The sequence below is a fragment of the Nocardia sp. NPDC051981 genome (assembly GCF_040680715.1).
In the GTDB taxonomy this organism is placed as follows: domain Bacteria; phylum Actinomycetota; class Actinomycetes; order Mycobacteriales; family Mycobacteriaceae; genus Nocardia.
This window is the reverse complement of record NZ_JBFAXK010000005.1, coordinates 203,775-217,080: the sequence shown is the minus strand read 5'-3', so window position 1 is coordinate 217,080 and position 13,306 is coordinate 203,775. Positions and strand designations below refer to the sequence as shown.

Annotated in this window: 10 protein-coding genes and 1 pseudogene; 3 read left to right on the top strand and 8 right to left on the bottom strand. The window is 66.1% G+C overall.

All coding sequences use genetic code 11. The features are described from left to right. Positions 1-64: 64 nt before the first annotated feature. Complete coding sequence (locus AB0L60_RS12425) at positions 65-952, bottom strand: amidohydrolase family protein (RefSeq protein WP_364611541.1); 888 nt, start codon at positions 950-952, stop codon at positions 65-67. Then, a complete protein-coding gene (locus AB0L60_RS12420) occupies positions 949-1,980 on the bottom strand; it encodes a nucleoside hydrolase (RefSeq protein ID WP_364612017.1) in 1,032 nt (343 codons plus the stop codon). Before AB0L60_RS12420 ends, AB0L60_RS12425 begins: the two co-directional genes overlap by 4 nt. Positions 1,981-2,113: 133 nt before the next feature. Here AB0L60_RS12420 and AB0L60_RS12415 point away from each other — a divergent pair, with 133 nt between their 5' ends. Further along, positions 2,114-2,686, top strand: a complete 573-nt coding sequence (locus AB0L60_RS12415) for a TetR/AcrR family transcriptional regulator (protein ID WP_364611538.1) — start codon at positions 2,114-2,116, stop codon at positions 2,684-2,686. 19 nt (positions 2,687-2,705) lie between these two features. Here AB0L60_RS12415 and AB0L60_RS12410 read toward each other — a convergent pair whose 3' ends face one another. Next, positions 2,706-4,253, bottom strand: a complete 1,548-nt coding sequence (locus tag AB0L60_RS12410; RefSeq protein ID WP_364611535.1) for an MFS transporter — start codon at positions 4,251-4,253, stop codon at positions 2,706-2,708. Between the two features lie 189 nt (positions 4,254-4,442). Next, positions 4,443-5,813, bottom strand: a complete 1,371-nt coding sequence (locus tag AB0L60_RS12405) for a CoA transferase (protein WP_364611532.1) — start codon at positions 5,811-5,813, stop codon at positions 4,443-4,445. A gap of 953 nt (positions 5,814-6,766) precedes the next feature. Between AB0L60_RS12405 and AB0L60_RS12400 the strand changes: the two genes are divergently transcribed. After that, positions 6,767-9,361, top strand: a complete 2,595-nt coding sequence (locus tag AB0L60_RS12400) for a DddA-like double-stranded DNA deaminase toxin (RefSeq protein ID WP_364611529.1) — start codon at positions 6,767-6,769, stop codon at positions 9,359-9,361. Continuing rightward, a complete protein-coding gene (locus tag AB0L60_RS12395; RefSeq protein ID WP_364611526.1) occupies positions 9,361-9,891 on the top strand; it encodes an Imm1 family immunity protein in 531 nt (176 codons plus the stop codon). Before AB0L60_RS12400 ends, AB0L60_RS12395 begins: the two co-directional genes overlap by 1 nt. A 204-nt stretch (positions 9,892-10,095) precedes the next feature. Here AB0L60_RS12395 and AB0L60_RS12390 read toward each other — a convergent pair whose 3' ends face one another. The 4 genes and pseudogenes from AB0L60_RS12390 to AB0L60_RS12375 all read right to left on the bottom strand — a co-directional run bounded on the left by AB0L60_RS12390 (position 10,096) and on the right by AB0L60_RS12375 (position 13,246). Beyond that, positions 10,096-10,722 carry a hypothetical protein gene (locus tag AB0L60_RS12390; RefSeq protein WP_364611523.1) on the bottom strand — a complete coding sequence of 209 codons (627 nt, stop codon included), beginning with the start codon at positions 10,720-10,722 and terminating at the stop codon, positions 10,096-10,098. Positions 10,723-10,911: 189 nt separating this feature from the next. Continuing rightward, positions 10,912-11,166 (bottom strand): annotated as a pseudogene (locus AB0L60_RS12385) (hypothetical protein); the annotation flags it as partial. Next, the gene (locus AB0L60_RS12380; protein ID WP_364611520.1) at positions 11,058-12,305 is read right to left on the bottom strand and encodes a hypothetical protein; all 1,248 of its coding nucleotides are present in this window, start codon (positions 12,303-12,305) and stop codon (positions 11,058-11,060) included. The pseudogene AB0L60_RS12385 and the gene AB0L60_RS12380, both read right to left, overlap by 109 nt. Continuing rightward, positions 12,299-13,246 (bottom strand): TnsA-like heteromeric transposase endonuclease subunit, encoded by a 948-nt coding sequence (locus AB0L60_RS12375; RefSeq protein ID WP_364611517.1) that lies wholly within the window; start codon positions 13,244-13,246, stop codon positions 12,299-12,301. Before AB0L60_RS12375 ends, AB0L60_RS12380 begins: the two co-directional genes overlap by 7 nt. Positions 13,247-13,306: the final 60 nt, after the last annotated feature.

The window sequence follows — 13,306 nt, the reverse complement described above, 5'->3', positions numbered from 1 at the left end:
AGACCCATGCGCCGGAAGCCCCTGAGCGCATCGGCGAAACCCGGAGTGTCGCGCCCCCGGTGAGCTATCCGATGCCGAAGAGGTCCGCCGCATTGCGGTAGCAGACCGCTCGCAGCCAGTCGTCACCGAGATCGAGTCGTTCCAGAGCGAACAGCGCATGGCCGTACGAATAGGGAATGTTCGGGAAGTCGCTGCCGAACAGGATGCGATCCCCGAAGTCCCGCAGGCGCGGCAGCTCGGCGGCGGGGAAGGGGTCACCGGCCTCGAAGAAGTCGGTGAAGTTCATGGTGGTGTCGAAGAGAACCCCGGGGTTGTCCGCGGCGATGTCGAGGAACTCGCTGTATTCGGGCGCCCCCATGTGCGCAATGATCAAGCGTAGTCGCGGGAACCGCCGCAGCAGTTGGGCGATCGGCTCGGGACCGGTGAATCGCCCGGCGGCAGGACCGGATCCGCAGTGCGTGACCACGGGGATGCCCGCCTCCTGGACCAAGCCCCACACCTCGTCCAGTAGTGGATCCGCCGGGTGATAGTTTCCGACCTGGATGTGCAGCTTGAAGATTCGCGTTCCCGACTCGATCGCTGCACGCACATACTCGGCCGCGCCCGGCTCCGGATAGAAGGTCGACGTGTGCAGGCAGTCCGGGGTGCGGGCGGCGAAGTCGCCGGACCAGTCGTTGAGCCAGTCCGCCATCTCCGGCTTGTGCGGGTAGACCATCGAGGTGAAGGCGCGAACGCCGAAGCCGCGCAGGGTCTTCAGCCGCACCTGCTCCTCGGCGCGGTAGGTGATCGGCCACGCGCGGTGGCCGAGCAGCGGCCCCGCCGAATCGAAGTAGCCCCACACCTTGCGTAGCACCTGTTCGGGCATGAAATGCGTATGGACATCGATGATCCCGGGCAGCCCCAGCCGCGTATGGAAGTCGATGACGTAGTCGAGGTCCTGCTCGTCGGTCACCGGCTCGAATCTCCTTCCGCGAACACGGTTCGCGCGTAATCCCCGACCCGGTCGACGAGCCGTTCGAAGAACAGCTCCGGATCGGTCCCGATCACGATGTCGGCGTTGGGTTCCCGCCCCCACATGCCCGCCCAGTCGGCGACCGTGGTGGCACGGGTGATCGTTCCGGTCAGCTCCACGTCCACGGTCGCCGGTTTGGTGACGGCCAGGCTCGGGTCCAGTGCCACGGCCGCCGCGAACGGGTCGTGCATGTGCGCCAGATACCCCTGGTCGTAGAGCTTGTGGAAGTCGAAGTAGAAGCGGATCGCATCGGTCAGATACCGCACCAGCGGATTGCTGGCCGTCGACCGCGCCTCGGGCGGATCGTTCTCGCTGACATGCTCCACCGGTGTGCTCCCGGCCCGATCGGCCAGCAGCGCCAGGTGTTTGGGCTTCATCTCGATGGTCTCGGTGATGTCGAGCGCACACACGATGGGCCGCCGGTCGGCGGGCGCAGCGGAGAAGGCGTCGAACACCTCCTTGGCCGCTTCCGGATCGACGTGCACATTCCACTCGTTGGTCGGGGTGGTGTTGCCGGGATGGTTGAACGCGCCGCCCATGATCACCAGGCGCCGGAGCAGCTGCGGCAGTTGGGGTTCCATCCGCAGCGCCAGGGCGAGGTTGGTGAGCGGCCCGGTGCACAGCCCGACGATCTCGCCCGGATGCTCGCGCACCAGGTCCACCCACAGCTGGGCCGCGGATCGGCCGGACAGCGTCCGGCTGGTCGGCGGCAGCTCGGCGTAGCCGACGCCCTGGGGCCCGTGGGTGTCCTCGGTGGTGCGTAGCGGCACGGTCAGGGGTGTCAGCGCGCCCTGGGCGACCTCGAGCTCCGGGGCCCGCACCAGCTCGAGCAGCGCGAGATTGTTGGCGGCCACCCGCGGCGCGGGCACATTGCCCGCGGTGGAGGCGATTCCGACGATCTCGGCCTCGGGGGAGGCGAGGAGGTAGAGCAGGCCCAGGGAGTCATCGATGCCGGTGTCGTTGTCCATGAGGATTTTCTGCCGCACGCGTTCGAGGGTATCCGTATCGATGCCGGGGCCCCGCAGGGAGGATGGGCCGGTCCCGCCAGCCTGTGAAACACCCGTCTAGAACGCTCGTCTAAGACGCTGGTAGGGTGGTCCCATGGGAAATCGAGAAGACCTCCTGGCGGGCGCCCGCAAGGCCGTCCTGGAACGCGGCCTGGCCAAGGTGACCGCTCGGGACATCGCCAGTGCCGCCGGGGTGAGCCTGGCTGCCATCGGCTATCACTTCGGTTCCAAGGATCAGCTGGTCACCGAGGCCATCACCATGGGCGTCGGCACCCAGATCGGTGACGATATGGAGGCCGCCATCCGGGACGCGGGGGAGGGCCGCACGCTGTGGGAGTCGCTGGCCGCGATCTGGAACGGCTTCGTCGATGTCGTGCAGCGCAATCGCGACCTCCTGTTGCTGAGCACCGAGAACGGCATCCAGATCGCGCGCGATCCCGCGCGGCAGGTCTACATGGCCGAGGCGAGCGCGGTCGCGCATCGGGAAATCGCCGCGGCCGTCCACTCGGCGCACCCGGATCTGACCGGCGAGCAGGCCGTGGCGGTCGCGCAGCTGCTGTTCCTGCTGTTCCAGGGCCTCGCCATCCAGAAGATGATCGCGCCGGGTGCCGAACTGCTGGACGGTGATTCGCTGGTGACCGCCATCGAAGCCATCCGGGGCAGCTGAACTCACCGTCGGGGTGAACTCAGCCCGGCGGCACGTGCCGAAGCCGGGTCATGGCGATGACGGCCAGCAGCAGCGCCGCGCCCGCCGCGATGGCGGCGGTCAGGTGCATGCCGGTCAGGAAGGCGTGCTTGGCCGCCTCGGCCATGGCGCTGCCCACCTTCCCGGGCATGGTCTGGGCGACTTCGAGTGCCGCGCCCAGGGTGTCGCGGGCGGTGCGGGCATCGGCCTCCGGCACCCCGTAGGGCAGGGCGGTGTTGAGCTGGTTGCGGTAGATCGCGATGCTGATGCTGCCGAGAATGGAGATTCCCAGCGCCCCACCGAATTCGGCCCCGGTCTCCGAGAGCCCGGAGGCCGCGCCCGCCTGCTCCGGAGGCGCGGTGCCCACGATGAGCTCGGTGGTGATGCCGAAAACCGGTGCCAGCCCGAAGGACACCAGCAGCGATGCCGCGATGGTGAGCTCCACGCCGCCGGTCGCGGTGATCCGGGTGAGTAGCAGCAGTCCGCACGCCGCCATGGCCATGCCCCCGCCGATCATGTAGGCGGGCCGTATCACCTTCATGATGCGCGGGCCCAGCTGCGAGCCGATCATGAAGCCGAGGCCCGCCGGGATGGTGGCGAGACCCGCCCGCAGCGGCGACATGCCCAGCACCAGTTGGAAATACTGCCCCACGAACAGGGCGTACCCGAAGGCCACGAAGATCGCGACCATATTGATGGTGAGCGCGGTGCGGAAGCTGCCCAGCCGGAACAGCCGCAGATCCAGCATGGGTTCGCTGGTATTGAGCTGTCGCCGGACGAAGAGCGCGCCGATGGCGAGGCCGGCCACCAGCGCCGAGACCGCGGCCGCGCCCGGGCCGTCCTGAGCGGCCTTCTTCATGCCGAAGACCACCAAGAGCACTGCCGTCGTGCACAATCCGGCACTGACCAGATCCAGGCGGCCGGCGTCGGGATCGCGGAACTCGGGGAGCACGCGGGGCGCGAGAACGATCAGCAACACCATGACGGGCACCGCGAGCAGGAACACCGAGCCCCACCAGAAGTGCTCGAGCATGATGCCGCCCGCCAGCGGCCCGATGGAGCCGCCCACCGAGTAGGACCCCACCCACACCCCGACCGCGATGGAGCGCTGGCCCGGATCGCGAAACATGGTGAATATCAACGAGAGTGTGGACGGCGCCAGGGTGGCCCCGGCGACGCCGAGCAGGGCCCGGCAGCCGATCAGCACCGGCGCCGAGGGCGCGAAGGCCGCGATCACCGAGATCAGGGCGAAGGCGGCCGCCCCGACCATCAGCAGTCGCCGTCTGCCGATGCGATCGCCGATGGTGCCCATGGTGAGCAGCAACCCGGCGACCAGGAATCCGTAAACGTCGATGATCCAGAGCAATTGGGAACTCGTGGGGCGAAGTATCTCGCTGATCTGGGGGACCGCCAGGTGCAGGACGGTGAGGTCCATCGAGTACACCAGGCAGGCCAGCGCCAGCACCGCCAGTCCGGCCCATTCCCGTCTCCCCACCGAGATGGCGCCGGCGTCGCTGGCGGCGGTGAGCAAGGGAGTAGGTGTGTCCACGATGACGTCCTCCATCCGCATGTCGACATACGGGTCGACAATTTTGATGTCGGTTTCAGGGTCTCAAATATTAACGCCGTACGTGGGATAAGTCTGGTGTGTTGAAAGCGCTGTATTGCAAGCAAATTCGCCTAATTCGCTGATGTACTTACGGGTGTGCGTGCAGCGCGTTGTATACATTCGCGTACGCTACGAACCGTCCGGTTGGACTTTCCACTCGGGAGCGCTCGAACCGTGGGCCGGAGCGGGCCACGGATGGTCCGGATACTCGGTCAGCGCGGGTCCGGCGGTGGTCACCGCGTCGTGAGTGAGTGCGTACCGGGCATCCGGCGCCGCGGCGGATTCGTGGGCGGGCGTCCGGCCCGGCGCGGTGATCAGCCAGGACGCCGTGCGGGCCAGGGCAACCCGGACATCGCGGCCGACGCCGTCGCCACGGCGCGCGCACAGCGCGTCGAGCACGCCCGCGGCGAGCAGGTATCCGCTGGCGTGATCGAGCGCCTGGGCCGGCAGGGCGCCCACGGATGATTCGCTACGCGAATTATTTTGTGTGCCTTCGATGAGCGAAATTCCCGATGCAGCCTGCACGATGCTGTCGAAACCGCGTCGATCACCCCACGGGCCGAGTTCGCCCCAGGCCGAAACTCGGCCGTGCACAATTCCCGGGCGAATTTCCCCGGGTCGTACTCCGAGACGTTCCAAGCTGCCTGGTCGGTAACCCGAGATGATTATGTCTGCACTGCTGATCAATTCGCGAAAAACGGGAAGTCCGGTACGCAAATCGACTACAGTGGAACGCTTCCCCTGACAAGTGTCCAGGTACTGCCAGCCGATCTCCGGCAACCCGGGCGGGTCGATCCGCAGCACATCGGCTCCGAGCAGGGCCAATGCCCGCGTCGCCACCGGTCCGGCGATCACCCGGGTGAGATCGAGAACCCGGATCCCGCGCAGCGGGAGCAGTTGTGTTGCGGCAGTAGGGCACTCGAATCCACCTCGATCGCCGCGCTCGGCCACGGCGACGAGCGGGCCGGAGGCGGCGGCCTTGCCCTGCGGGCTGTCGGCCCACTCCCGCTCGGGGCGCACCCGCACCGCGATCGCACCCTGCTCGCCGGCCCGCTGTTCGATGTCCGCCGCCGTCAGTGTCGCTGCGCGCCGGGCGAAATCCTCGCGACCGGCCGTGCCGGGCAACTCCACGGCGGCCAGCAACCGGGCGCGATGATGCGGATAGTTGGCGTGCGTACGCACCCATGCGTCCGCAGCCCTGAAGAATCCCGACAACTCTGCGAAGATGTCCGGCGGTTCGCCGTGGAGCCGGAACAGGCGCTCGCTCGAGAAGGCCGCGGCGACCCGGGCCGGGTCGACCGTACCGCCCAGCGGCGTCACGCCGCAGGTCGCCCGCCAGCGATCCGCCGCCGCGGCGAAGGCCGCCACCGCACCGCCCGCCAGTGCCCAGACCGGCAGTGTCGCAGCCAGATTCGCACCCGGATCGACCGCGGGCAGCGGTGTGCCGGGGACGCCGATTCCGGCCTCGTACTCACGGACCAGCGCATCGTAGGTAGCCACCCTCCGACTGTATCGCCGGCACCGGGTCCGACCACGGTGGCACATCTCACTGTCCGTTCCAACTGAAAATGACACGCCTCGCTGCGGTTACCAGCGGCGCGCCATGTGCACTTGGACGCCGGAAGGCAGCGGCGTCCAGATCAATGTGGCGCAGTGCGCGGCCCGAGTGGTGGCGTTGCTGCCGGACTCCCCGACTCTCGAAACTATCTGCGGTACACGGGCTTACCGCCGGATTTGGCGGCGGTGGACCTCACCGGCCAAATCTCTGACGACCATTCGCAGCTCCGTCTCGATACACCACCTGCTTCGGCGAAAATGGGCACTCACCTGGGAGATTCGTGCGCCGCGTCACGGGATATTGACAAGTCGTGCGTGCTTCGGTGCTGCTGGCAGCAGCGCCATAATTGTGCCTGTGCCCTGATTCCAGGGTTGCCGGGACTGACAATTCAGAGCTCTTCCACTCAACAAACCCGCCGCCACCACAGCTTTCGGCTGTAGCAGGGGTGTGCTCGTTCCTGGTGGGAGAGTCCGGCGCGAGTCACGATGACGCCCTGTCGCTCACTGCTTCGGGCATGAGTGGCTGCGGCGCAACAGTTTTCATTCTCCACTCCCGATCACCAGGCCCGCCTGCATCCCTGTGCAGTGAGAGCGCGCGATCCGACCCGCCCGTGGAGCCCGTAGCCCTGATTCCAGGGTCGTCAAGCACGTATCCGCGTCGCGGGTCTCGGCGATAGCGCCCCGCGACCCCCCGACACGATCCACCCTCACACGGCCCCCTGTTCGGGGGCCGCCCGATTACCCCGTTCGACCCCGGACCCCCTGTGTGGGCCGGGGTCGTTGTCGTTTCTGCTCTCAGGAAGGCCCGGACATCTCATGCCCGACACCCAATCCGCCGAATCGATTCGCTTCGCCATCCTCCGGGTTTACCGGACACAACCCGCTCAGGATCTGTCATGACCGCCCCTGTCCTGGATCCCGGCTGGCGCTCGGACTGGCTGACAACCCTGACCCCGGCCGGCCCCGACAGCGGTCGGGGACAAGGCCCGCAAGGAAGCCGGAGCCCGCGCACCGTCACCGTGAATGTGCGCGACGCGGCCGGGGCCGCACGCGCTTTCGGGCGCGTTGTCGCGGTTCAGGACCTGGTTCCCGGGACGAGCGTATCGCCGCCTGCTGTGCGTGAGGTGGCCGCACCGATCATGCCGGTCCGACCGAACCCGAACCTGATCGACAAGATCGAGCAGCGAACCAACGGTGCTGGCGCACAACCCGATTCCAGTCCTGCCGCTGCCCCCACACAACCCGCACAGCCCACACCGACCGCGCCCAAGTCGATCGATCCACGCGCCGCAGTCATGTTCCCCGGCCTCTACAACCCTGACGGCACCCCTGCTGCCCCCACGCAGCCCGCGCCGGCGGATCCCACCGCGCCCAAGTCGATCGATCCGCACCTCGCGTTCATCTTCCCGAGCCTCTACAACCCCGACGGCACCCCACTCGCGCCCGGACAAGCTCCCACGGTTCCACAACAGCCCGCGACCAAGTTCCTGATCCCCGGGATCAGCCTCGCCCCCCAAGCCCCGGTGTCCCACGAGGGCACCGTCGAGGCCGACGGAACCACCTATCCCGCCCAGATCGTCGTGGCCTCGACACTGGTCACCTTCGCCGGTGTCCCGGAGCCGGTCACGGTCACCACGACCAGAGCCACGGTCAACCAACCACATCCCCTGTTCGGTGGTACGGGCTGGACGGCCACGTTCGACAACGACCAGCACATCGCCCGGATCGATATCACCAGCCCCACAACAGGTATCGCCGCAATCACCACCAGCGGAACCGGATTGCAGATCACCAACACCTCCGGCACGACCTTGACCGTCAACGCCCACGGCGTGCCCGAGGGCCCGTTCGAAAACCCTGCCACCGGAGAGAAAGGCACCGCGCAACCGCTGCCCGGCGGCGGCTACCGCACCACCTCCACCAACGGCGCCATCACCGACTACAACGCCAACGGCGACGTCGTCAACCACCTACCCGCCCCCAACACCGGCGATCACGGATGGTGGGCCACCACAGGCGATTTCGTCAAGAACGCGATCGCCAGCACCCTGGGCAACGCGCAGCACTCGATCACCCATCTCGGTGCGGGCCTGGGCGCGGCAGCCAGCGGCGGAACACTCACACCACAAGGGCAAGCCTACCTACAAGCCGCTGCCGTGGACCCGGCACACGACCCCACCACAGCATGGCGGCAATGGCTCGACACACTCACCATCAAAGGCACCCTCAGCGCCGCGGGCAACCTCGTCGCCGGGGCCTTCGCGATGACCGACATCGGCGCGGTCATCAACAGCGGAGCACAAGCCTTCGACCTCCACCCCGACCTGCCCACCTCCGACACCATCGGGCAAGCCATGGGCGACAACGCCAAAGCCGCCAAGACCGAATTCGACAAAGGAAACCTCCCCGGCGGCCTCAACCACCTCGGCATGGCAACCGGACTACTCCCCGACTTCAGCGACCCCAACTCCGTCCTGGTCTGGGCCGCAACACTCGGCCTCGGCAAAACCGCAACAGGCCGTGCCGGCACACCCGAACCACCACTACCCACACCAGTCAAACCCCTCCCGACACCCAAGACCCTCGGACCCGGCGCATCCCACCCCGCCGCCACATCCCCTGCTGTGTCCATGAAAGTGGTGCTCGACGCCCAACCACAACTCACCCCGTTCGACCTCGCGACCAGCCGCGCCCAACAAGGCCTCGACCTCGCACAACTACCCCGACACACGGCCGCCATCCGCGCCGCCGAAAAAGACCTCGTCACCGGAGTCGAACAACACCTCCAACTCCACGCCGAAATCTCACAACCGAACACCACCCCGGCCATGGCACACACCGGCCCGGGCGGCACACCATCTCATCCGCAAGGGCCCGCACCACGCGGTATCGAGAACAACCCGAACCTCACCGCAGGCCGAGACAACTCGGGAACCAGCCACAAACCACCATCGAGCGACGGCGGATCGAGTAACGCCGGCCGTTCCACACCGGATCGCGGATTGGAAAGTAATGCCCTTGGTCCCGATCGTGACGGCCACTTCCCCGCTGACATCGACACACCAGGTGTGCGCCAAGCATTCGACGACCTGCAGGACCGCACCTCGGGTGCTACTCGCGGCTTCGCACTGGACGCCGCAACCGACCAACGAATCCCCTACCCTTACGGGAAGAATCCGGATGACGCCATCGTCAGCGACCAGAAGGCACCGTGGACACGGGCACAGGAACTCATCAAGAAGATGCCATTCTGGCGGAGGTACGGCAATACAACTCCCAAGTTCGCGGCGGATGTGGAGATGAAAGCCGCCATCGTCGCACGAGACCTTAGAATCAAGAACCTTAAGATTGTCATCAACAATGCAAGCGGGCCGTGCCGTCTGGGTTGCCACCTTGCGCTGCCCTACCTGGTCGATCCGGAAGGTTCGATTACCGTCATCTATCCAGGCGGGTATAGAATCTACAAAGGCTCCAAATTCAAGGAAAGCTGATGGAAACCGTGGGTACCATTACATTCGATGCTGGATATCTTCCTCGGCACGTCGACGATCCGATACTTCCCTCATCGGGTGAGGAGCTTGCCGCTGTCGTCGATGAGATGAATTCCTCCCCCAATGAGGATTGTGACTATTTGTCAATAGCTGTTATCGACTCAGAGGGTTCTCATGTCGCCCAAATGGGTGTAGGCGTCCGAGCTGGCGACTCTCTGGGGTGTCTGTACTACATCGGCTCCGAAGGCGACTTCTACAGCAAGGGGACACGAGCGGCCGATGAACCTGTCGCATACTACGATTTCGGTAACGAGAGACTTTTCGCACCGGGTTCACAGATTCCCCTCAACGCAGTGAAACACGCTCTCATTCAGCTGTTCGATAGCGGTGGTGCGAGGCCGAGCAGTGTGGAATGGCAGGAATGGCACAGTTGGATCGTCGACCTCGACGACGATGACGAGGCCAAAGAACAGTACTCGGTTCCCCAAGCCCATGCGCCTGGTCCCGATTACTCCGACCCGCCGTTCTAATAGGTGAAGATGGGTGCCTGTTGCCTGTCGAGTGATGGGTTGGAAGCCTCCCGCCGTTCCGGGACTGGATCCCTCTTGTCAGACGGGCTCCACTCATCTGCTGGTGCTGCCGGGCCGAACCGGACAGGTTCGCAAATCGGAACAGGTTCAACGGTTCTGCCCGGCAGCGCCGACATGGACGATCTGGTGTCGCGTTGTCCAGGTCTAGTTGGCGGATTGTGGTTGTTTGAATCGTTTTTCGGTGCGTTGGCTGTTCCAGATCGCGCCGCGGAATGCTTGCATGTCTGGTGACCATTCCCGGACGATGACCGGGTGCAGGGTGAGGTGGTGAAGGATTGCGTTGCCTGCGCCGCGCCGGTTCTTGATCGCGAACCAGTTCGCCGAGCGCCAGTTGCGTTCGCTGCTGCGGAGTTTCGCCGCGTGAATCTGACTGGGCTTGCGGTGGCCTGGGGTGGTGGGAAATGTCTTCGATGGTTGGGTCGGTGCGCGCCAGCAATCGTTTTCGATCCAGTGCGCGATGGGGTCTTGCTCGCCCCGCGGCTCGTAGTCACTGTCGCGCAGCCGGCGGCGAATCTCGATGAGGAATCGGGCGAGTTGTTGGTCGTTCCCGGCGGCGAGTGTGCGCCAGTCGGGTGCTGCGATCGCGGGCGCGAGAGCGATGGTTTCGGGGTAGAGACAGGCGAACAACTTCGAGGTGGTGAACGAGGTCGGTTCGGTCCCGGCGGGGATGAGGATGAGACTGCGGATTTCCCATTGCGCCTGTTGCAGTGCGAGTCCGAGGCTCGGTTTCTGATCTTCCCAGCGGTGCGCGCAGATCATGAACGCGGTCAACACTGCGTCGTAGGTGGCTGCCCAGCCGAAGCGCTGGATCAGGTGCAGATGCCGACGTTGCGCCGTGACGACCTCGGGGCAGTGTTGTAGTGACGGACCGTGTTCGGTGCCGTCGGGCGGTCCGATCCAGTAGTGGTGGCGGATGCAGACGTAGCGGTGGTGAGGCAGGATCCGCCAGACGTGCCCGCCCGGGTGGCGGGCGTCGCAGCGCGGGCAACTGCGTTGCGGGGTGTGCCGAAACATCGGCCAATGGGTGGCGGAGGTGCGCAACTCCGGTAGCGCTCCTGCAAGGTGTTGCCCGGGCCGTCCGGTCAGGGCTGAGAGTCGTTCGGCGGTCACGATTCTGCGTGTGGGTGGCGAGCCCGCGATGCTGGTGCGTTTCCAGAGTTCGTCGCCGTCGAGATGGTTGAGTGCGGCGAGCCGGGCGAGATAGGAGGCGACGATTTCATGGTGGGCGGGTGCACGAACACGTTCCCGCCATCGATCGTGATCGTGTCCGGGACGATCACCGGCTTCGCCGCCGCCTGCGCCATCCGTTCATCGATCGACAACAACCGCCCGTGCGGCAGCCGCGATGCCGACATCGCCAGCGCCGCAGCCCATCCCGGCCGCATCGGCTCGGGAACCAGCATCCGCGCCAACAACAGTGCGGCATCGACGGCCTTGGTGCCGACCGGTCGCAGCACCGCCGCGCAGATCGTGCGCGTGGCGACATCGACCGCGATTGTCAGATCCGCGCGTGCCACCACGCCCGGCTCCAACGTCACCATCACATCCAGTGGCGTCGAATCGATCTGGACTTGCTCACCAGGCCGCGCCGCCAGGGTCGCGGTGAACGGCCGGCAGGGGCGATTCGCGCTCTGACGCCGGGTGACCGCCGAGCCGAAGCTGTGCTTGCCCGCCGACAACGCCTCGATCAACCCGTAGAAGGTGCTGCGCCCCGGCAGCGGCACCACCCCGGGGCCGTAGGAATCCTCCAGTGCCTTGCTCACTCGACGAATCACCCGCGACCGAGTACCTGTCGAGATCTCAGTTTGTGCCTCCAATTCCTGGCGCACTGCCGCGACCACCCGCTCATCGATCCGTCCTGTCGGCGTCGACTCCCGCAGCACGCGCCCGTCGACCAACCCCCACAACCCCTGCTCGACGTAGCGAGCCCGCATCCGCTGCAACGTGCGCAACCCGATCGGCCGACCGGCCGCAGCCAGCTCCTCGACCTTCGCCCGGAAACGTTCGGTCTGGGTCCGCGTCGCCGGATCGTATTCAGGCCGAACCGCTCCCACAGGCCCGATTCCGGTGGCGGCCTCCACGATGTGGAGCTCCCATTCCCGCGCGGCCGCGATCACCGGCTCGGGCAGCGAATCCAACAGCCCGAACGGGGTCATCTCCGGTCCCGCGGTCGCCCCGACAACTTCGAAATCGGGCGCGGCCATCAGATGCGACGTCAACACAACCAGGTGCTCGCCGCCGGCCGAGCTCAGCCGCACCGATGTTCCTGAGATCGCGACAACCCGATAGTCGCTGCCATCGAACCGCACCTCGTCCCCAACCCTGAGCACTGATCGGCATTCGCTCATCAGCACGAAGCCCTTACCGGCGTCACCGCGCGCAGGGGCCGCGACAGATCCGCCGCCAGTCGGTGGCACCAGATCAGATGAAACAGCACCGGCAACACCGCAATCGGGTCGCCGACCACCTCGGCGCCATCCATCAAGCCCACCGGCTCGGCGAAAGCGGCCTGAAGCCTTTCCGCGACATCGTCGCGGAAATACCGCGGATGCCGATACCCGGCCATCCATCTCAGGTTCGCGGTCACCACCGGATCAGGGACCCCGAGCAATCGATACTCCCAGCCAACCAACTCACACGCTTGCCGCGTCATCTCGAACACAGCCAAATCCCGTGGCTTGCGCCGGTTCTCCGGGCGGCAGTCCACCACGATGCCCGTGCCGTCGGCTCCCCGAGCGAAGAAGTCCGGTGCATGAGACCGGAATCCGCGGCCGCCGCCGTCCGACGGCCAGAACAACCAGAACGGCTGCGAGGCGATCGCGACCACCCTCGGATCGAAGTCCAGCGCCATCACGTGATCGCGTTCCACCCAGGACTCGAATCCCACATGCCGGCCATCGGTCGCCGACCACCAACTGCCCGACAGATGCCGCTGACCGCGATAGGACGCGAAACGCCGCACCGGCGCAGCCGACTCCAGACGCACCGCCCACGCATCGGCCAAACCGACCCGAATCTCATCCTCACCGGCCATCACGTAGGCAAGCTCGAAACTCGTCGCCGATTCCAGAGCACCACCATCGATCGCACACAAGGCCGCCACCACAGCCGTCGATTCTGCGGCCCCCAACCGAAACCGCGAACCGGAATACGCGGTCAGCGTCCGAAGCCCGCCAGCCCAATCGGCGCGGCACGCCCAGACGCGCCGATGCACGCTCCGCAGCGGCGCACCAACCCCGATCACAATCCAGCGCAACACTCCACGTGCCAACAACACGCAGACAATGCCACCCACATGCCAACTAAACCTGGACTGCGCCAACTACACCTGGACAAGACACTCACGGCATACTCG